Annotated in this window: 16 protein-coding genes; 2 read left to right on the forward strand and 14 right to left on the reverse strand. The window is 36.6% G+C overall.

Annotated elements, in window-relative coordinates:
• Window positions 1-98: 98 nt before the first annotated feature.
• The 8 genes from IGJ55_RS14245 to IGJ55_RS14280 all read right to left on the reverse strand — a co-directional run bounded on the left by IGJ55_RS14245 (window position 99) and on the right by IGJ55_RS14280 (window position 9406).
• On the reverse strand, window positions 99-1739 hold the full coding sequence (locus IGJ55_RS14245; protein ID WP_429948650.1) for a peptide ABC transporter substrate-binding protein: 1641 nt from the start codon (window positions 1737-1739) through the stop codon (window positions 99-101).
• Between the two features lie 36 nt (window positions 1740-1775).
• On the reverse strand, window positions 1776-2150 hold the full coding sequence (locus tag IGJ55_RS14250) for an OsmC family protein (RefSeq protein ID WP_069641550.1): 375 nt from the start codon (window positions 2148-2150) through the stop codon (window positions 1776-1778).
• 180 nt (window positions 2151-2330) lie between these two features.
• Window positions 2331-3656 (reverse strand): metallophosphoesterase, encoded by a 1326-nt coding sequence (locus tag IGJ55_RS14255; protein WP_430606692.1) that lies wholly within the window; start codon window positions 3654-3656, stop codon window positions 2331-2333.
• A gap of 113 nt (window positions 3657-3769) precedes the next feature.
• A complete protein-coding gene (locus IGJ55_RS14260; protein ID WP_429948646.1) occupies window positions 3770-5194 on the reverse strand; it encodes a 6-phospho-beta-glucosidase in 1425 nt (474 codons plus the stop codon).
• Entirely contained in the window at window positions 5191-7068 is a 1878-nt protein-coding gene (locus IGJ55_RS14265) for a beta-glucoside-specific PTS transporter subunit IIABC (protein WP_430606693.1), read from the reverse strand. The genes IGJ55_RS14260 and IGJ55_RS14265 overlap by 4 nt, the downstream gene beginning before the upstream one ends.
• Window positions 7069-7179: 111 nt before the next feature.
• Window positions 7180-8016 carry a BglG family transcription antiterminator LicT gene (licT, locus tag IGJ55_RS14270; protein ID WP_069641546.1) on the reverse strand — a complete coding sequence of 279 codons (837 nt, stop codon included), beginning with the start codon at window positions 8014-8016 and terminating at the stop codon, window positions 7180-7182.
• A gap of 217 nt (window positions 8017-8233) precedes the next feature.
• Window positions 8234-8566 carry a thioredoxin family protein gene (locus IGJ55_RS14275; RefSeq protein WP_430606694.1) on the reverse strand — a complete coding sequence of 111 codons (333 nt, stop codon included), beginning with the start codon at window positions 8564-8566 and terminating at the stop codon, window positions 8234-8236.
• A 60-nt stretch (window positions 8567-8626) separates the two neighbouring features.
• On the reverse strand, window positions 8627-9406 hold the full coding sequence (locus IGJ55_RS14280; protein WP_069641544.1) for a MerR family transcriptional regulator: 780 nt from the start codon (window positions 9404-9406) through the stop codon (window positions 8627-8629).
• 98 nt (window positions 9407-9504) lie between these two features.
• On the opposite strand from IGJ55_RS14280, the gene IGJ55_RS14285 reads away from it, so the two are divergent.
• Window positions 9505-11247: an ABC transporter ATP-binding protein gene (locus IGJ55_RS14285; RefSeq protein ID WP_429948642.1), complete on the forward strand. Its 1743-nt coding sequence runs from the start codon at window positions 9505-9507 to the stop codon at window positions 11245-11247.
• Window positions 11247-13022 carry an ABC transporter ATP-binding protein gene (locus IGJ55_RS14290; protein ID WP_429950009.1) on the forward strand — a complete coding sequence of 592 codons (1776 nt, stop codon included), beginning with the start codon at window positions 11247-11249 and terminating at the stop codon, window positions 13020-13022. The genes IGJ55_RS14285 and IGJ55_RS14290 overlap by 1 nt, the downstream gene beginning before the upstream one ends.
• Before the next feature lie 195 nt (window positions 13023-13217).
• Here IGJ55_RS14290 and IGJ55_RS14295 read toward each other — a convergent pair whose 3' ends face one another.
• From IGJ55_RS14295 to IGJ55_RS14320, 6 genes are all read right to left on the reverse strand, one after another.
• Entirely contained in the window at window positions 13218-13508 is a 291-nt protein-coding gene (locus IGJ55_RS14295; RefSeq protein ID WP_429948640.1) for a hypothetical protein, read from the reverse strand.
• Window positions 13509-13541: 33 nt separating this feature from the next.
• Window positions 13542-13997, reverse strand: a complete 456-nt coding sequence (locus IGJ55_RS14300) for a DUF1292 domain-containing protein (RefSeq protein ID WP_207120902.1) — start codon at window positions 13995-13997, stop codon at window positions 13542-13544.
• A 326-nt stretch (window positions 13998-14323) separates the two neighbouring features.
• Window positions 14324-14671 carry a hypothetical protein gene (locus IGJ55_RS14305; RefSeq protein WP_207120903.1) on the reverse strand — a complete coding sequence of 116 codons (348 nt, stop codon included), beginning with the start codon at window positions 14669-14671 and terminating at the stop codon, window positions 14324-14326.
• A gap of 15 nt (window positions 14672-14686) precedes the next feature.
• Window positions 14687-16309, reverse strand: coding sequence for a hypothetical protein (locus IGJ55_RS14310; RefSeq protein WP_430606695.1), 1623 nt, complete (start codon window positions 16307-16309; stop codon window positions 14687-14689).
• Window positions 16299-16667 carry a DUF3958 family protein gene (locus tag IGJ55_RS14315; RefSeq protein ID WP_430606696.1) on the reverse strand — a complete coding sequence of 123 codons (369 nt, stop codon included), beginning with the start codon at window positions 16665-16667 and terminating at the stop codon, window positions 16299-16301. Before IGJ55_RS14315 ends, IGJ55_RS14310 begins: the two co-directional genes overlap by 11 nt.
• 5 nt (window positions 16668-16672) lie before the next feature.
• Window positions 16673-16951 (reverse strand): TIGR04197 family type VII secretion effector, encoded by a 279-nt coding sequence (locus IGJ55_RS14320; protein ID WP_069641536.1) that lies wholly within the window; start codon window positions 16949-16951, stop codon window positions 16673-16675.
• Window positions 16952-17135: the final 184 nt, after the last annotated feature.

Below are 17135 nucleotides of genomic sequence, written 5' to 3' on the forward strand. Positions count from 1 at the left end.
CAAATTCTAAGTGCTAAAGCACTAAGATTTGAAGAGCAATTTTCGTGAATCCCTTCTTATTTCTCGGGATTAAACACTCCTGTCCCACCTCTTCTTAATTATTTTGATTCTTTCACTTGAATAGATTTAAAACTATAAGGTGAACCAAAACTGTGTTTCACTACACCAGTGATTGTCGGCTTTTGCAGTAATGCAGTTTGTTGTTGGTAAATCGGGGCAATCGTATAATCTTCTGCTAACAAGACTTCTTCTGCCTGTAATAGATCTGACCATCTTTTTTCTTCATTAGCCGCATCAGTCTCAGAAGCAGCTTGGATCAATTGATCGTATTTCGGATTTTTATAATTTACATGATTCAATCCAGAATCTGAGGCAAACATATCTAAAAATGTGATGGCATCTTTAAAATCAGGCATCCATTGACCAAAAGCAATATCATAATCTCCTGACAAGTACCGTTCCTGCACGTTATTACTAGGTAATGTTGTAATCTCAAATTTAATTTCTGGCAGTACTTCAGCAATTTGACTGGCTAAGTATTCGGCTGTTTTTTTCTCCGTATCGGTATCTTTGGTCAAATAAACCAAGGTAATCTCTGCTTTGTTTAATTCTTTTTTCGCTTGTTCGTATGCTTTTTGAGCTGTTGTTTGATCAAATTTTTGCTGAACCCCATTTTCTTTACGGAAATCTTCACCAGTCGTAGGATTTTGCACAAAGTTTTGCGGCACAAATCCCTCAGCGGCAATAGACCCATCACCTAAGACATTTTTTACAAACGTTTCTCGATCGATAGCTAAAGAAAGTGCTTTTCGCAATTGTTTATTTTCAAGTAATTTCCCTTGTCCTTGATTAAAACGCAAGTACCCCATTTTAGTATCATTTTGATTTTGGAAATCGGGATCATTTTTATATTGTTTAGAAAATTCTCCGTCTAAAACTACGCGATCTAGTTCGTCTGTTTGATATAAATTAACGGCTGTACTGGTTGATTTAACAACAGTTGTTTGAATTTCATCCACTAACACATGTTGTTTATCCCAATATTCAGGGTTTTTCACGTATTGCCAAGTATCTGAATTTTGCTCCCAGCCAGCTAACGTAAAAGGTCCGTTGTAGATTGTTGTTGTGCTTGAGGTACCGTAATCTTTGCCTTGTTTTTCCGCAAATGCTTGATTGATTGGGAAAAATGTTTCAAAGGTTAATAAGGAAGTGAAATACGGGATTGGTTTGATCAAATGAATCACCAAAGTTTGATCATCCAGTGCTTCTACTCCAAGTTGTTCTGGTTTCATTTTTCCTTGATAAACCGCATCGGCATTTTTGATTGATGACACAAATAGACTAGCATAAGAAGGTGCTGTTTCTGGTGTCACGGCACGCCGCCAAGCATAGAGAAAGTCATTTGCTGTAACAAGATCCCCATTTGACCATTTTGCGTCTTCTCTCAAAGTAATCGTGTAGGTTAGCTGATCTGCACTAATTTCAGGTAATTCTTTTGCGACAGCTGGGATTGCTTCGTCTTTTTCATTTAATTGATAAAGTCCTTCAAGCACTTGATTTTGGGCATTAAAACTAGTGAAATCTTCTTCTTGTGTCGTATCTAATGTCAATAATTCAGCTGGTTCTGTAAAGTGAACGATGGCTTTTTTTGACTCAGTGGACTCTGTTTTGTTCGCTGCGTTACAACCTGTTAAAACGAGTAATAATCCTATAAAACTGACGGTCATGATCTTTTTCATCGTATTCCTCTTTTCTGTAAAGAGTGTGTCACCACACTAAATAAAAACAACCTCTTCAACAACTGTGATGGCAGGGTCTAGCGACTGCATGACTGGACAATTTTTGCCGATCAGTTTCAATGCTCGCTCGGCTTTTCCATGCTCTTCTTCAGAAATTTGAACAGAGAAGGTGATGACCACTTTGCTCAAGGGTTTTGCTTGTATTTCTGTTCTTTCATAAGAGATTGCTACATTGGCAATTGTAAAATCAATATGGGAATTTGTTAATATTTTTTCGTACACATAAGCACCACATGCGCCAATGGATGCCACTAACATTTCGACTGGGGAAAAACCAATATCCTTTTTTAAAATCCAATTACCGCTTTGATGAACCAACTCAAAACCTTTTTCACCTGAAATCAATTCCATCTTTTTTTCTCCTTTACTTGTTTGTCCACTCTTTTTAGAGCGTTTTCTTTATCTTCTTATAATAGTACACAATCTCGCAAACTTATAATAGTTATTTGGCAGGTATGATAGCGAAAAGCTATCGACAAAAAGCCTCCCCCTTTTCGTATTGAATGAGAGAAGCTTAAAAAATGAATTTGATCAATCTGTCAATTTCTTATTAAATTGATTATCCGACTGATTCTTATCTTGAATGATCGAGTCGATATACTCTTTTAGAAATCGACTATTCTCGGCAATGATTTGATAGCCTGGTTCTACTTTGAGGTCTGCTTCTTGTTTGTCGCTACTAAAATCATTGCCTGAGAAGAAGCGATAATTTACTTGCCCGACAAATTCGGCTGCCACATCCAGTTTTTTACTATCAGATAATCCAGCATCAATGAGTTGTTCATAGCCTAGTCTTTCGCCATCTTCAATAAATAATGCTTTACTATATGCTGAATAATCTTCGATTTGGGAAACAGCTACAGTAGAGGCATTTTCTTTTTTTTGGTAGTCAAATGATTGCCCATTTAGCTTCACAACACCATATCCTTGTGGTGCTATCGAGAAGGAACTAGACACGATTTCCGTCAATTCATGCTGACCGATGGTTTCTGTCATGATATCTTGAGCGTGAATATGTCCTGAAAAAACGATTGGTACTTGATAATCAGCTAAAACTTGCTTAAATTCTTCAGCATTATTCAACACAAAACCTGTTGATAACAATTGATTATGGGGATAAAGATTATGATGCATGAATACTAGTGTTTGCTTCTTTTCTTGTTTCGCTGTTTCCAATTGTTCTTTGACCCATTTCATTGTCCTGCCTCGAATCGTCCCACCTGTAGTTGGGCTAGCTTGTGACTGGCCATTATCTGGATAGATATTTGAATCAAGGAAAAGAAAATTGTATTGTTGGTTGACTGCTACTGCATAGCTTAATGAGCTTTTATCATAGTTCGTTGCTGTTTGATAGCCAAAATTGGCAAATATTTCTTTAAAATCAGTGGTCGAGATGGCTTCTGTTTTTTCTTGCTTCTCTCCAACAAATTTTCTTGCCCAACCATCATTAACATCATGATTGCCTGGAATCACAAATACTTTGATGCCATGATCCGTCAGCTGTGTAAGGAATTCCGCCAGCTTTTCTGCGCTGACTTTTTCGCCATTTAAGGTTAAGTCACCTGTGATGATCAACATATCTGGTTTTTGCTCAATTGCTTTATTGATTAATGCCTGCCAGCTTTCTTTTTGATGCTCCAGCTCTTTGCCGGCTGCGGTCTGTTTAATTTTTTTAAATGCTAAGCCTGAATCTGTCAAACTTTTATCGATATAATGAGGATCACTGATGACCCAAAATTCGATGCCTTCTTTTTTAAATACAGTTTCTTCACTGTGTTTTTGCTTATTACCAAAATGGATACTCAGTAATAAAACAATCGTTACAAAAACTAGTAGTGCTCCGATTCTTTTTTTCATTTTTTATTTCCCCATTCTTTATTGTTCCTTTCTATTTTATGCTTTTTCGTACAAAAAAGCTCTCACTGTTTTTATTTTACTAAAATACAATGAGAGCTGGTTGCTATTTTGGCTTAGATTTCTGAGCCATTCGTTTGGATCAAATGCTTGTACCACGCAAATGAATCTTTCTTGATTCGTCTCAGCGACCCATTTCCTTGATTATCGCGATCGACATAGATAAACCCATAGCGCTTACGCATTTCTCCCGTTGTAAATGAGATTGGATCAATACATCCCCAAACGGTATAACCTAGTACATCTACGCCATCTAGCTCGATTGCTTTTTTCATTTCTTTGATATGTTGACTGAGAAAATCGATTCTTTCGACATCATGAACATGCCCTTCGCTTAATGTATCGGCGTAGCCAAAGCCATTTTCGACAATGAAAATGGGGCGCTCATAGCGATTACTTAGTAGATTTAAATAGTGTCGTAGCCCCGTAGGATCTATTGACCAGCCCCATTCTGTCATGCCAACATACGGATTTTCAACTAGTGAACTATCACCAAGCAAATCATCCTCTAAACGAATGGCTTCTGGTCTAGTCGAAATTGTGTTGCTTAAATAATAGCTGATTCCGATATAATCTACGGTTCCAGCTTTTAATATCTGAAGATCTTCATCCGTAATATCTAATTTGTACCCATTTATTTCCCATTCTTTCACCGCCCATCGAGGATAATTTCCTCTCACTTGAACATCAGTGAAAAATAATTGTTTTTCGTCCTCTTGTTGGGCTGCGATGATATCCTTCGGGTCACTTGTTAATGGATAGTTTGGTGTTGCCGCTAGCATACAGCCGATATGAAAGGCTGGATTGATTTTTTTCCCTTGTGCAACTGTTATCGCTCCTGCTACAAACTGATAATGGGCCGCTTGATACATTGTTTCTAATTTATCTTCATCTTCTCGATAAAGGATTCCAGAGTTTGTAAATGAATAAATCGGATTTTCTAAGATTCGTTGGTTATTGATTTCATTGAACGTCATCCAGTACTTTACTTTATCCTTATAACGTTTCATAACGGTTATAGCAAAATTAGTGAAAAAACCGATCAATTCTCGACTACGCCAACCGCCATATTGCTTCACAAGATGATATGGCATCTCAAAGTGAGACAAGGTGATCACAGGTTCAATTCCCTGTTTCAATAGTTCATCAAATACATCGTCATAAAACGCTAATCCTGCTTCATTTGGTTCTTTTTCATCGCCATTTGGAAAAATTCTTGTCCAGGCAATACTTGTTCTTAAACATTTAAAGCCCATATCTGCAAACAATTGAATGTCTTCTTTGTAGTTCCCATAAAAATCAATGGCTTCATGATTGGGATAAAATTTCCCTGCTACAATTCCATCTGTAATTTCTCTTGCGTGATCTTTCGAGCCTGCTGTCATCACGTCTGCAATACTAACTCCTTTACCCCCTTTGTTCCAACCGCCTTCTACTTGGTGTGCTGCGACTGCACCGCCCCATAAAAAATCCTCTCTCATTTCGATTCCTCCTTATTTTTCCCTACATTAAATAACTTAGTTTCTGGCGTTACGAGGGCTTGATCATTGATGATCGTCATCGTTTCCATACTTTGAGCATCTGTTAAAATAACTGGGGAGGTCATGGCATAGCCTTCTTGTTCGATTTTTTCACGATCAAATATAAGTAAAGTTTGTCCACGTGTGATTGTATCCCCCATTGCAACTTTTGTTTCAAAATGCTCCCCATTCAAATTTACTGTATTAATACCGATATGAATCAACAATTCGCTACCGCCAGTTGATTTTAAACCAATCGCATGTTTTGATGGGAAAATAGCAACAACTGTTCCGTCAAATGGTGCAATGACTTTATCACTTGTCGGAATGATCGCGACCCCTTTGCCTGCGATTTCACTAGAAAATACATCATCATCAACTTCTGTTAAAGGGATCACAGTTCCTTCCATTGGTGCATAAATTGTTGTTTCTGTGTCGATTTTTGTTGTGGCTGGCTCTTCTTGAAAGTCATCTTCTCCTTGATCTATTTCAGGTAAGAAGTCGACCATTTCATCTTCTTTGACACCAAAGAAATAGGTCAATACTGCGCCTGCAATCAATGCTGCACCTACTCCGATGAAGTAACCCACTTTTGGGGTATAAACAGGGATAGAGAAAATATTATGGAACACATAAGCATTCATGGTAACACCTGTCACACCACAAATTGCGCCGCCGATAGCGCCAGAAATCGCTACAATCGGTAATAAGCGTTTGTATCTTAAAATCAACCCGTAAACGATTGGCTCAGTTACTCCTGCAAATAAACCAGTTAAGGCTAGCGGTCCAGCTAAAGCTTTCATTTTAGAATGTTTTTTAGATTTTAAATAAAAACCAATTGCGATTCCGATTTGGGCAAAAACAGCTGCAACAGCCATTCCTTCTATTGGATCGCCGCCCATCACCGTTAAGTTTTCAAGCGTGATTGGAGAAAAGCCCCAATGAAGCCCAAACATGACCATAAACGGCATACCACCACCTAAGACGATTCCTGAAAGCAGTGCACTTTTGCCAATCAACCACATCACGCCTTGAGAAAGTGCATCTCCGATAACCGTTCCAAATGGACCGAATAATAAAGCAGTCAATGGTACCATGATCATCAAACTGAACATTGGTACAGCGAACAATTGAAGGTCTTTAAAAATAATTTTGCGTAAGAATTTATCCACGAATGAATAAATAAAGATTGCGACAAAAATCGGGAAAATGGTTGTTGCATAATCAACAACATTTAAATTGATGCCTAGAAAATCAAGCTTTTCCTGACCGATCATGCCAGTAAACGACGGTTCCAGTAATGCTGCGCCGATTACACCACCCACATACATATTGCCACCAATTTTTTTAGTCAATGTAATTCCTAGAAAAACAGGTAGGAAGTAAAAGATTGCGTTACTTGCCGCACTCAGAACCATATAAGTCGAACTGGTATCAGCCAATAATTTCATTTCAACTAAAATCGTTAAAATCGCTTTGATCATTCCAGATCCTGCCATTGCTGGAATCAGTGGTGAAAAGGCACCGGAAATCACTTCGAATACATAATTGAAACTTAATTTTTTCTCAGTTTTAGGTGCATCTTCGTTTAAATCAGCGAGTGATTGAATCGCTGCATAATAATCTGGTACTTTACTGCCGATCACCACTTGGTATTGTCCACCACTATTGACAACTGACATCACATAGGGTAATTTCTCCAAAGCTTCTTTGTCCGCTTTTTTCGTATTTTTCAAGCTAAATCTTAAACGCGTCGCGCAGTGAACTAAGCTATTGATATTCGATTTACCACCGACAAGTTCGATGATTTTTTTACTTTCTTCTTCATAACGCATGATAGTATTTCCTCTCCTTGAATCATTTTTTTATAAAAAAAGTGACCCAAGAAGAAACACTTATGCATGAAGTGTTTTTCTTAGGTCACGCCTGCTTAACCAGTAACGATCCTATTGATTGCTTGATAAGCGATTTAAGTGAAGTGTTAAGTACATCAATTCATCATTTGAAATCGTCCAATCATATTGTTGTTCCAAAAATGTTTTGATTTTAACTGCACACTGATGATCTTGTTCGTACTTCACAGCAATTAGATTGATCAAAGACGAATCCTCATTTGATGAAATTTCTTTATCTAGCTGTCTTTTGACAAAGTATCGAATATGGGTAATGAAACGAGTAAAATCATAAGAGGTTTCATCGTATTCTTTACCATAGTGATATTTAATGATGTCGATAATGCTTTGAATGATTTTCGTTGTCAGCATCGTTTCGTTCATATTGCTAGTAGAATTATAAGCATTGACAAAATGAAGGGTAATAAAAGCTGCTTCTTGATCTGGAATCTCAATCCCTGTTTTCTCCCGCATCATTTGAACGGCTTTTAATGCAAACGCATATTCTTTTGTGTAAATTTGTTTGATGTCCCATTCTAGAGGTGAGCGCATTTGTAAGCCTTCTGTCACTCTATTTAAGACAAAACCGATATGATCGGACAATGTCAACAAAATGGAATCATCGATTTCTTGGTCTAATTCTGCTTTACCTAATTGAATAATATCACTGGCCAGTTCAATATCTTCAATATCGATTCGTGCAAGCAGATTGTCTAAATTGCTAACGGAATTATTACCTTCAAGAACAAATCTTTTTTCAATCAGAGCTGAATCGATCACATCGCCTTCGCGCTTGTTAAAACCGACCCCTTTGCCCATAATGATTTCTTCGATGGCATCATCATTTAGAATCAAAGAAACATTATTATTAAAAACTTTCAGTATTTTCATTGAAATTATCTCCTGTTCTTGACTTGAAAAACGAAAAAAGACCTGACCACATCAAACATCACCAAAAAAGTAATGTGTGAGGTCACGCCTGCTTAACCAGTAACGATCCGTTGACCAAAGTATACAACGTCTTATTTCCATTGTCAATAGTACGCTTACATTTTGACAACGAACATTCTAACACATTACTCAAACGCTTGAATTTACTAGATTTCAACTATACTTTGTTTTCTTCAAACGAATAAATTTTCTCAAGTGCATTGGCTAATTTTTTAAACTGAACAAACTTTCCTTCACGGATATATTCTTTTCCATCAACAAAGAAAAGGAAAGTCGGCGCTGAAAAAATCAAATATTCAGCTGAAATTGCTTTGACTTTGTCCGCTGCAACTTCTCTTAGCTCTATCTTAGGATAGCTCTTCAATAATTTGATTAGCTTAGGTCTTAACGCATGACATACCGAACAATCTTCTTGCGAAACATAAATAAAAGCAAGCGAATGTTCGTTTACGAAAGCTATTACTTCTTGAATTGTTTGTAATTTATCCATAGTCTAATCATCCTTTTGTGGTCAGCTAATAATAGCACCTTCTCAGGAAGATTACGATATTTATGCCCAATGTTCCTTACTCACTTCAATCCATGTTTTATAATAATCTCTATAAAATCCATCTTGGTCTTCTGCGGTCATGATATAACGTCCAATCATTGTGCCAGTTTGATAACCTTGCTCCTTCAATTTTTCTTTCATTGATTGGAAATTATTTTCTAGAGGATCATCTGACTTGATTGTTAGTAAAAATTGTTTGTATTCGTATTTTGTTTGCTCTGTCTGTTGCCAAATCGTTACTTCCTCTACAAATTCTTTGGTGGTCACCGCAAAACCATAGGTAAGTTCCTTTTCATGATCAGAGTTGCTATAAACCACTAAACTTGAGGGATTATCGATATATGTTTGTAATTCATTGGGATCTTTTAAATCAATCGGGATGATTCGTTCTACATCCAAAGGCTCATCAATAAACTCTTTTTCTTTCAACTCAATCAAACTCAATAACTGGTCTTTTCGATGTTTGATCCCTTGTTGTTTTTTCTCAAGTTCTGCTAATTCTGCAGCGACTCGGGTTTCTGTTTCATCTAGAATCGTCCATAATTCTTCTGGTGATTTACGATATAGATTGGTCATTTTGTTGATGGGAATATCTAATCTACGGTAAAAATCGATATCACTGATTGTTAAAATATCTTCCATATCAAACATTCGATAACCATTTTGTTGATTTCTAGAAGATGTTAGTAGATTCATATCATCCCAATAACGGATCTTTGATTTTGGTAACTTCATGATTTCAGCTACTTGTCCGACAGTTAATAATTTTTCTTTTTCCATAAAATCACCTCTGATTTTAATTATAAACAAAAAATATTGACCTTCAAGTCACTTGAAGGTGTAAAATTCCTTTTGTTCGATAAAAAGGAGGAATTTAGATGAAAATCATTCAGTTTTTCATTAAAAAAAATAGAAAACTTATTTTTGTGACCGTCATCAGTTTATGTCTACAAATTATTGGAACGCTTGGCGTGCCAATGTTGGTCGCTCAATTGATCGATGTAGGGATTGCAAGTGGCGATAAACAATCAATCAAAACGATTGGGTTACAAATGTTAGCAATGGCTTTATTCGGTGCGCTTGCCGCGATTTTGGGCAGTTATCTTTCTGCAAAAGTCGCTGCTAAATTTGGCTTTGAAACGCGAACACTATTTTTCGAAAAGCTTCAAACCTTTTCTATTAAAGATGCAGATCGCTTCGGGACAGGATCATTACTGACCAGAATGACAAATGATGTTGATAATATTCAGCAGATGATCGTTTTGTTTTTGCAATTGATTTTACCTGCACCGATCATCGCTATTTTCTCTCTTTATATGACATTTACCTATTCAGCTACGTTAGCTTTGGTTCCATTGATCGCTATAGCTGCTTTTGCTTTGATCGTTTATATTCTAATGAAAAAAGGGACACCATTATCTTTGTTGATCCAGCCAAAAATGGATAAAATCATTGTGACCTTGCGAGAATTTTTTACTGGGATCAATATGATCCGAGCTTTTAATAATCAAGATTATGAAGAGGAACGGACAAATAAGACCTTTTCTGACTATGCAAATGGTATGATTCGTGTTAATCGTATTTTTGCTTTTATTACACCTGTCGCCTTCTTGTTAATGGGCATCGTTTTTTCTTCTATTCTATGGTTTGGTGGGAATTTAGTGGCTCTTGGGACCTTGCAAATCGGTACAGTTTCAGCAGTGGTGGAATATTCTTTATTAACATTATCTTACTTAATGATTGCTGCTATGGTTTTAGTCATGGTGCCTAGATCTTTCGCTTCTGTAAAAAGAATCGAAGAAATTTTGAACACACAAGACGAAATCTCTGATCCTAAACAGTCCGCTACACTCAAAGCAAGTGGATGTGAAAATGCATTGATCGACTTAACCCATGTGACATTCAGTTATGATCAAGCGGATGAACCTGTTTTAGAGGATATTCATTTTAGTATTCCTAAAGGGAAAATTACAGCGATTGTAGGTGGAACTGGCTCTGGTAAAAGTACTGTTGCTAAATTATTATTACGACTTAGCGATGTATCTGAAGGTGCGATTTTATTTGATGGTGTGGATATCAGAAATGTTACGCAAGAAGAGCTACGCTCTAAAATCAGTTACGTTCCTCAAAAAGCCTTTCTATTTAGTGGAACCATCAAAAGTAATTTGTTGATGGGGTATCCTGAAGCAACAAAAACAGATATGGACCGAGCAGCTACTATTGCACAATTGTCTTCTTATCTGACAACGTTAGAAAACGGCTATGAGTCCTTTGTCGCTCAAGGGGGTACGAACTTTTCTGGAGGTCAAAGACAACGTTTATGTATTGCACGTGCTTTGATTAAACCAGCCGATATTTATATTTTCGATGATAGCTTCTCAGCTCTAGATTACCAAACAGATGCAGCACTCAGATTAGCTTTAAAAGAAGAAATGTCAGATAAAACATTATTGATCGTGGCTCAAAGATTAAGCACGATTCAACAAGCAGACTCTATTATTGTCCTAAATGAAGGGAAAATCGTTGGCCAAGGAACCCATAGCCAATTGCTACAAAATAACCAAACCTACCAAGAGTTTGCCCGCTCTCAAGGAATGCTTACGAAAGGAGCACAAGCATGATGAAAAAAGTAAATAAGCAAACAATAAAACGTTTCTTTCTATTGATCCGACCTGAACGTCCGATTTTTCTAGGCTTGATTTTTTGTAGTTTAATCGGAAATGCTTTAGTTATTGCGATGCCGTTTATCATGGGGATCGCAATTGATGATTTACTAACATTGATCCAAACGCAAGGAATCGGACAAATCAGCTTTTCAATGATCCAAGAAGCTTTGTTGACACCTGTTTTAATTTTGATCGTCTTTTCAATTTTCAGTAGTGTAATGTCTTACACGCAAGAACGTGTGATGGCTGCTTTAAGTGAACGAATCACATTAAGAGTCAGAAAAGAAGTAACGAAGAAATTCAAATCTTTGCCGATGGCGTTCTTTGATCAACACCAAGTTGGCGATATTTTAAGCCGAACAACAACTAGTTTAAATCAATTATCACAAGTTTTCTTAACTGGAATCAATCAGTTTTTCACTTCGATTTCAACAATTATTTTTGCTGGTATCATGTTGTTTTATATTGATGTAAAATTAACCTTGATCGTTGTACTGTTGATTGCTGCGAGCTCATTTTTGACAGGTAAAATTGCGAACAAAAATAAACAATTAGCCGAAGCAAGTCAGTCAGAATTGGGGATTTTAAATAATAAAACGGAGGAATTTCTATCTGGAAGTTTGGTAACAAAAACGTTTAATCAACAAGCTCATGCTAAACAAGTTATTTTAGAAACCAACCAAAAACATTATAAGGCCTTTTTAAAGGCTCAATTTATGAACTTTGCGATTTATCCAGCGATTCGTTTGATCAATCAGTTGGCTTTTATTGTCAGTGCGATCATTGGTGCCTTCTTAGTTTTACAAGGCGGAATCACGATTGGGCTACTTCAAGCTTATCTACAATATATCAATCAAGTTTCTGAACCGATTTCTACAGCTTCTTATGTCATCAATTCGATTCAAGCAGCTCTAGCAGCCGTCGATCGGATTTTTGAAATTTTAGATGCAGAAGATGATATTCCAGAAAAAGCGAACGTACAAATCATCGATCAACCAACCGGTGCGATCGCTTTTGATCACGTTCAGTTTGGTTATACTGAAGAAAAAATGTTGATGAAACAAGTTGATTTTTCTGTTAAACCAAAACAAATGGTGGCGATTGTTGGACCCACTGGTGCTGGTAAAACAACGTTAGTGAATTTACTGATGCGTTTCTATGAATTAAATGGTGGACATATTACCTTTGATGGCGTAGATATCACTGACCTTTCTAGAACAAATCTTCGCAGTATGTTTGGGATGGTTTTACAAAATACGTGGTTATTTGAAGGAACGATTGCTGAAAATATCGCCTATGGACGTATGGATGCGACACGAGAAGAAATCATTGAAGCTGCTAAAATTGCCCAATGCGATCACTTTATTCGGACTTTACCAAATGGTTATGATTCGATTATTTCCAGTGAAAACGGCTCACTATCTCAAGGTCAACAACAATTATTGACGATTGCCAGAATCATTTTAGCAAATCCTCCTGTGGTTATTTTGGATGAAGCAACGTCTAGTGTAGATACGAGAACGGAAGCTCATATTCAAAAAGCGATGGATGAAGTGACAAATAATCGAACAAGCTTTGTGATTGCACACCGTTTATCTACGATTGAAAATGCTGATCTGATTTTAGTGATGAAAGACGGCGATATCGTGGAGAAAGGAAATCATCAAGAGTTGTTAGCTAAACCTTCGTTGTACGCTTCTTTGTATAATAGTCAGTTTCAGCAGACGTAAGAGTTAAGAAGAGGTTCGGATAAAAGTCGTTTAGGCTCGAGTAATTGGACTAAAAACCGCACAATGCGCTTTATGTGTTGTATGGTTTTTAGTCCAATTGCCGTTTTCACATCGTTTAATCGGCTTCACGATGACATGAATAAACCACAAGAGTTTTGTCTTAGTCACTTTTATCTTAAAGAACCGGTGTCCAAACTATCCTTCTGCTTTTCTAACTAAAACACAATACTCATTTTTGATATTCACTTCATATTCTCCCAAAATACGAATGACCTTTTGTTCTACTTTGCTGATTCCAAGCTTTTTATACATTTTGCGTTGCGTTCGCCAATGGATAAGCCAAAAGAGGATACCACCTGAAAACCAAACGAATTGATCGACTTCCGTTGGGCAGTGACTGACTAGAGTGGGTAACTGTGTAATAACTGCTCCTGTGAAGATATAGTCTTCTTTTCTTTTTTTCAAATTATTGTATAGTGATGCCATATCATTTAATTCGATTGTTTTTTCCTCCGTTTTTTACTCTTGTGCAAGATACGTAGTAAATACTTCATCTAATAATGCCCATTCTTCTTCTGATTCTACATTTGCTAATCCATTTTCCATACCTGGACCATCTTTAATACTAGTAGTTGAGTATGCCATGAACTCCCCTTGATCTATTTCAGTTTCTTGATAGATATAAACGTAGGTTTTCCCGAATTGTTTTTGTGCATCGATTTTTAAAACAACCGTACAAAGTTCTTCATTGCCATCATCATCCACTAAAATAAATTTCTCTGAACTTTCATCTATAGATGATTCATAGTACACCGTATAATCAAATTTATCACTTTTGTATTTTGATTTCAGATTGTTTTGGTTGGTGTATATATAGATAGTGAAGCATAGTAACAACAAAAAGATGATTAGTGGCTTCATTTTTATTTTCGTTTTCTTTGATTTGATCTCTTTTAGTAGCTGTATAAATTTCAACCTTTTGTCTCCAACTTTTATTTTATAGATGTTCTCTTTTTTCTGATTATTTGACTATATGCTCTGATTCATCGCTTATTTTCTGTTTAAATCATTTTTATTGTTTTGACACTAAAAAAAACGGTATTAGCCGACGCCCTTCACTCATACTATTTCATAGCAAAATGGCTGTATACTTAATAAACATTCAAAAAGGCTAGGATAGTCCTATGGATGTTTGTACAATAAATATAGCTGGTTTTTGCTAGCTATTAGTGAGTTACAGCTTACTCGTTATGGCTTTACTATCCGACGCCAATCGAATAGTAAAGTGCCTTTTTTTTACTTTATGTGTATTCTATAAAAATACTGTTACTTAAATTATTTTCTAATAATTCTATTATTTTTATCAATATCTCTTGAGAGACTTTGCCTAACGTTGATTTATCAATTGACTCAAATTGTTTTAATGCTTCTTGATTATTTGGGATTTCCCAAGGACTTGCACCATACCAACCTTCATACAAATTATAATAGTATGCTAAAGATTGCCACTCGCCATTTACTGGTTGTATCGCTCTCATTATTTCATCAAAATATCCATCCCACATTTCCATACCCACTTTCTCATTTTCTGAAAAAGTATAAATATCAATTTCAGGGTTTCCTTCAAATCCTTCATAATAATTATCCATATATGATATTCCTTTCTATTCTTTCCAATGACCATCTGTTAACATTTTATCTTGATCAGGTGTATTAACACCATTTTTGCTATCTGTTATTGCTTTTTGCCAATCATTTTTACTAACCCATTTATCTTTTCCTACTAATATTTGTTGTGAACGTCGTTGACCATCAGCCGTTCCTGGAATAGTTTTCTCAACAACGAATGTATTTCCTTGTCCTTCTGGTGCTCCTGGTGTTTTAGTGTGCCAACGCACTTCAATTGTATCTCCATTTTCTTTCCACTTATAAGATATTTGTTCATATCCATTTTTAGATTGAGCTTTTATATTTGCACTTTCTGGAATATTTATTGGAGATTTTTTCTTATATTGATTGGCTAACTTTAACTGCTCTGCCTCAGTTAAAGTAGAAAGTTTTGGAACATTAGCCCCACTAGCTTTCCCAGGAGCCTTCACCTTAGATGGCTTGCCTTTCACGCTCTGAATCTTCTTGCCTGGCACAGTTATTGTTTTATTCGATTTCCCAATGTCATTCACTCTTGGGCCTCGGTTTATTATTGGTGATTTCGTTGGGGATTGGCTTGATTTTCCTCTTCCAACATTTGTTATCTGTTTGGCTCCAACTCCTAATGCTGCCAAGCTATTCGCTAATGAGGTTCCTCTAGCGAGTCTTTCTAGTGGCGTTAATTTCTTTCCTGTCTTACTATCGATCCCTGTCCGTAGCTCTTCAAATAATCTTAAGTTTTGCTCCACTAGAAGATCCATTACACCTGGTTCTCTTTCTGATGTAAAATAATCAGAACCATATTTTTTTAGCATACGAGCAACCCAGTCATTGTACAAGAATGTTTTTTCAATATCTTCTGGATCTGCTGTCGTATGTCCTTCTTTGACCCAACACCAGACTTTGCCGCCGTTAAAATCAATTTGTTTATACTCTAAGCCATCCATATTCGGCATTTGATCTTTAAGACGTTCTTTCTCTCGCTCTTGCCACTTTTTACCGATCGTATCCATCCATGAGCGATCTTTTAGATTTCCATTTGAGAAGGTTCCTTTTTGGGCATTAAAGCCTTTGCCTCCACTTACTTGAGCCAATCCTTGATCTATTGCATTTTTTAAGCTCGTCACCTCTACAAAAATCATAGTTGAAAATGCATGAAAAGCCAAGAGTTTTTGTAATTGTTTTTCCAATTTTGCTTTAGCATTAGTATAATCGCTGATCAACCCATTCGCTTCTCGAATATGTTGGACTCGTTCACTAGATACCGGCAATAGTTCTTTAACTTGCTCGATCTGCTCTTGCATGCCTTGGATTTGCACTTCATATTGTTGAATTTCTCTTTCTAGTTCTGATGATTTTAAGTCACAGCTATCTACTTGTGCTACATAATCAGTCGGTAGCTTTTCTACTGCTTTTGCCGTTGCTTCTACCACGAGAATCGCTCCTTGAATCAATGGCATATAAGCTTCTTGGAAGTAGCCTTTAGCAGAATCATAGGCTAAACTCCTTAATACTTGATCTGCTGTGAAATTGCTTATCGCCTCTTGTAAGCCAGTAAGCCCACTCTGGTAATTATTACAAACACTGGTCGTTGTGCTTCCTTGTGTTTTTGAAGGACCTAGATACATATCAATGCTCATCTTTTTCCTCCATTTCTATTAAAGTACGCTTTTTCTCATAATAAAGATGATCTTGTTCCTCTTCTAGGCTTCGATTTTCCTTATGCAAGCGTTCTTTTTCATCTTCTAATTGATAAAAAATAGCTTGTTGTCTTTGTTTTGTTTGCCAGTTCAGTTCTTCGGCTAAATAGTTTCCCTCTGCATCAACGACAAAGGTATCAAAGCGTTCGATCAGTTGATTCCCTCGGTAAAATAATTCTTGATACTCCTCTTCTATTCGCTGTACCGCCCTTTGTGTTTCAATTGTTTCTTCCAACTTATTTTCAACTTGGCGTTCTCTCTGTGCAAGTTCATCCCATTCATTGATTTCTTTAGCCATTCGGCTTACCCGTTCCTACTGACCATTCGACGAATCGTTTCATCGGCTGCTTCGAATTCGGCTGCTACACTTTTTAAGTTGTTTGCATCCGTTGCAATTGCAGCATTGATCGTCTGAATCATTGTACGCATCTCAGTAATAGCTTGTTGCGCTGCTTCATTTCCAGAAATCGTTGATTGTCCATCACTTACAACTAACCCACCGCTACTCAAGCCCGCCATCGCTGTAAAAATTCCTGACGCCAACTCGCCAGCTACAGTGCTATCGCTATTAATTTCTTCCATTGCACTCACTCCCTTAATTGTATCTAAACGAAATATAATCATATCCTACAGAAAAATTAATTTTACCATATAGATTTTTACCATTTTTTCTATTTTTTCTTAATCTCAAGAAAGACATGAGAAATTATCAGTATTTATCAAATTTTTCCGATTTTATTTCTTCTTTTTATAAATCTATACTATT

The sequence above is a fragment of the Enterococcus sp. AZ170 genome (assembly GCF_050545135.1).
Classification (GTDB): domain Bacteria; phylum Bacillota; class Bacilli; order Lactobacillales; family Enterococcaceae; genus Enterococcus_L; species Enterococcus_L ureilyticus.

Bases quoted from the DNA above. Each gene is read 5' to 3' on its own strand.
- IGJ55_RS14245 (WP_429948650.1), bottom strand. From the start codon at position 1,739: ATGAAAAAGATCATGACCGTCAGTTTTATAGGATTATTACTCGTTTTA.
- IGJ55_RS14250 (WP_069641550.1), bottom strand. From the start codon at position 2,150: ATGGAATTGATTTCAGGTGAAAAAGGTTTTGAGTTGGTTCATCAAAGC.
- IGJ55_RS14255 (WP_430606692.1), bottom strand. From the start codon at position 3,656: ATGAAAAAAAGAATCGGAGCACTACTAGTTTTTGTAACGATTGTTTTA.
- IGJ55_RS14260 (WP_429948646.1), bottom strand. From the start codon at position 5,194: ATGAGAGAGGATTTTTTATGGGGCGGTGCAGTCGCAGCACACCAAGTA.
- IGJ55_RS14265 (WP_430606693.1), bottom strand. From the start codon at position 7,068: ATGCGTTATGAAGAAGAAAGTAAAAAAATCATCGAACTTGTCGGTGGT.
- licT (WP_069641546.1), bottom strand. From the start codon at position 8,016: ATGAAAATACTGAAAGTTTTTAATAATAATGTTTCTTTGATTCTAAAT.
- IGJ55_RS14275 (WP_430606694.1), bottom strand. From the start codon at position 8,566: ATGGATAAATTACAAACAATTCAAGAAGTAATAGCTTTCGTAAACGAA.
- IGJ55_RS14280 (WP_069641544.1), bottom strand. From the start codon at position 9,406: ATGGAAAAAGAAAAATTATTAACTGTCGGACAAGTAGCTGAAATCATG.
- IGJ55_RS14285 (WP_429948642.1), top strand. From the start codon at position 9,505: ATGAAAATCATTCAGTTTTTCATTAAAAAAAATAGAAAACTTATTTTT.
- IGJ55_RS14290 (WP_429950009.1), top strand. From the start codon at position 11,247: ATGAAAAAAGTAAATAAGCAAACAATAAAACGTTTCTTTCTATTGATC.
- IGJ55_RS14295 (WP_429948640.1), bottom strand. From the start codon at position 13,508: ATGGCATCACTATACAATAATTTGAAAAAAAGAAAAGAAGACTATATC.
- IGJ55_RS14305 (WP_207120903.1), bottom strand. From the start codon at position 14,671: ATGGATAATTATTATGAAGGATTTGAAGGAAACCCTGAAATTGATATT.
- IGJ55_RS14310 (WP_430606695.1), bottom strand. From the start codon at position 16,309: ATGAGCATTGATATGTATCTAGGTCCTTCAAAAACACAAGGAAGCACA.
- IGJ55_RS14315 (WP_430606696.1), bottom strand. From the start codon at position 16,667: ATGGCTAAAGAAATCAATGAATGGGATGAACTTGCACAGAGAGAACGC.
- IGJ55_RS14320 (WP_069641536.1), bottom strand. From the start codon at position 16,951: ATGGAAGAAATTAATAGCGATAGCACTGTAGCTGGCGAGTTGGCGTCA.